This is a genomic window from Pseudomonas sp. WSY_20, from assembly GCF_043104335.1.
Taxonomy (GTDB): domain Bacteria; phylum Pseudomonadota; class Gammaproteobacteria; order Pseudomonadales; family Pseudomonadaceae; genus Aquipseudomonas; species Aquipseudomonas parafulva_B.
Window position 1 is genome coordinate 1 of the sequence record NZ_JBICKP010000067.1, and the last position, 2807, is coordinate 2807.

Consider the following 2807-nt stretch of genomic DNA (forward strand, 5'->3'; position numbering starts at 1 on the left):
GGGGACTACCCCGAACTGGAAATGCAGTTCTGGGCCATCAGGAGCCAATGACATGACCAACACACTTGCCCGCCAGCCCTACCTGCGTACCCCGCCCGCGCCTGCCGTCCCGCACAAGCGCGTCATCGGCTTCGACACCATCGAACACATCGACGCCGACGAAGACCTCGGCTTCCAGTTGCGCGGCCACGGCTACAACCCGCTGGCCGACGGCGCCATCCCCCTGTTCGGCCTGATCGTGCGCCTGCGCAAGACCCAGGCCTACGACAACGTCGGCGAACTCTACGACAGCGTGCGCAAACAGATCGCCGCGCTGGACGAAGAAGCCCGCCAGCACGGCTACGACAACGCCACCCACCTGGCCTACCGCTACATCCTCTGCGCCTTCATCGACGAAGCCGTCATGGGCACCCCCTGGGGCTCGCAATCGATCTGGGCCGAACGCTCCATGCTCAGCATCTACCACGACGAAACCTGGGGCGGCGAAAAGTTCTTCACCATCCTCTCGCGCATGCTGATGGAACCGGAGAAATACCGCGACGTGCTCGAATTCCAGTACCTGTGCCTGTGCCTCGGCTTCAAGGGCAAGTACGGCGTGCAGCACAACGGCAACGAAGTGCTGCAGGGACACATCAGCAAACTGCACCGCGTCCTGCGCGAACTGCGCGGCGACACCCCCGAACAGCTCACCGACGCCAGCGCCAACGTCACCACCCGCCGCTACCTCATCGGCCGCCAACTGCCGTGGTGGACACCCTGGCTCGCCGTCGTCGTCGTGCTGGCAGGCATCTTCGCCTTCTATGCCGTGAACCTCGACGACGCCACCCAGCAAGTCATGCAATCGCTCGACGAGATCCTCAAGCACTGAACGAACGGAACAGGGGAGCCCAACCATGCCGCGCCAATCCGACCTGCGTTTCACCGTCACCGCACCCGCCGGTGACTTCGAGGTGGCCGCCTTCTCCCTCGACGAGGCTCTCTCCACCCCCTTTCGCCTGCACCTCGAACTGGCCAGCTTCGACCCGGCCATCGACTTCGCCCAACTGCTCGACCAGCCCCTGACCCTCCATATCGCCCAGGGCAGTGTGGTGCGCCACGTCCACGGCCTGGTCAGCACCTTCGAGCAGGCCGACACCGGCCACCGCCGCACCCGCTACCGTGCCGTCGTCGAGCCCGCCCTGGCCCGCCTCGGCCTGTGCGCCGACTGGCGCATTTTTCAGGCGTTGAGTGTTCCCCAGATCATCGAACAGGTCATCGCCCAGCACAGCATCACCGATGTCGAACTCGTGTCCACCCGTGAGCACCTGCCGCGCGAGTACTGCGTCCAGGCCGGCGAGACCGACCTCGATTTCGTTGAACGCCTCGCCGCCGAGGAAGGGTTCTACTACGCCTTCGAGCACCGCGCCGACGGCCACCGTCTGGTCTTCAGCGACCGCCTCTACAGCCACGGTGCCATCGACGGCGAACCCGTCACCTACAACCCCAAGGCCGGTGGCGATGCGCCCAGGCCCGCGCTGCACCGCTTCGTCTATGCCGAGCAGGTGCGCACCGCCCGCCAGACCCAGCGTGACTACACCTTCAAGCACCCGCGCTACAACCAGCAGCACAGCGTCGACGGCGTTGAGCTCGACCACCAGCGCAGCGACTACGAGCGTTACGCGTACCCTGGCCGCTACAAACAGGACGAGGCTGGCAAGCCCTTTACCGAAACCCGCCTGCTCGCCCTGCGCGGCGATGCCCGCCTGGCCCGTGTCGAAGGCGACGATGCCCGTCTGCTGCCCGGCCCCGCGTTTACCCTCAGCGGCCACCCGCGCGAGGACATGAACCGCGGCTGGCGCACCCTGCGCTTGCATCACGAGGGCGTGCAGGCCACCAGCCAGCAGGAAGACGCCGCCGACGCCGAACAGGGCACCCGCTACCACTTCAGCGCCGAGTTGCTGCCCGACCACGCCGACTGGCGCGCGCCGCTGCCGCCCAAGCCGCGCATCGACGGCCCGCACATCGCCACCGTCGTCGGCCCCGAGGGCGAAGAGATTTACTGCGACGAGTTCGGCCGCGTAAAAATCCAGTTCCCCTGGGATCGCCTGGCCGTCGAGGATGAGCACAGCTCCTGCTGGGTGCGCGTCGCCCAGAACTGGGCCGGCCCGGCCTGGGGCCATATCGCCATCCCGCGTATCGGCCACGAGGTCATCGTCGACTTCCTCGACGGCGACTGCGACCAGCCCATCGTCACCGGCCGCGCCTATCCGGCCACGCACCCCACGCCCTACAAGCTGCCGCTGCACAAGACCCTCAGCGCCATCCGCAGCAAGGAGCATCAGGCCGGCCGTGCCAACGAGCCGCGCATCGACGACACCCATGGCGAGATCAGCGCCGCGCTGATGAGCGACCATGCCGACACGGCCCTCCACCTGGGCTACCTCACCCACCCGCGACCCAAGGGCGGCGAACCCCGTGGCGAGGGCTTCGAGCTGCGCAGCGATGCCAGCGGTGCCCTGCGCGCGGCCAGAGGCCTGCTGCTCTCAACCGAGGCCCAGCCCGGTGCAGGCGGCGGCCATCTTGTCCGCGACCAGGCCATCGCCCTGTTGGAGAGCGCGCTGGAACTGGCCCGCAATCTCGGCCAGGTGGCCGGCGAAAACCAGGGTATCGGCCACGACCCCGAGCCACAGCAAATCCTGACTACGGCCGTGCGCGAACTCGACCACGGTGCCAACGACAACCCCAATGGCACCGGCACGGGCGGCGAACCGCTGATCGCCGTCAGCGCCCCGGCCGGTGTGGCCGTGATCACTTCGCGCAGCGTGGCC

The 2807-nt window shown here is 67.5% G+C and carries 2 protein-coding genes; both read left to right on the forward strand.

The features are described 5' to 3' along the window. The first annotated feature begins 52 nt into the window (after window positions 1-52). Complete coding sequence (icmH, locus tag ACF8E5_RS16565) at window positions 53-868, forward strand: type IVB secretion system protein IcmH/DotU (RefSeq protein WP_196186819.1); 816 nt, start codon at window positions 53-55, stop codon at window positions 866-868. Window positions 869-893: 25 nt separating this feature from the next. Further along, a partial coding sequence (locus tag ACF8E5_RS16570; RefSeq protein WP_392475549.1) for a type VI secretion system Vgr family protein occupies window positions 894-2807 on the forward strand: 1914 nt, incomplete at its 3' end.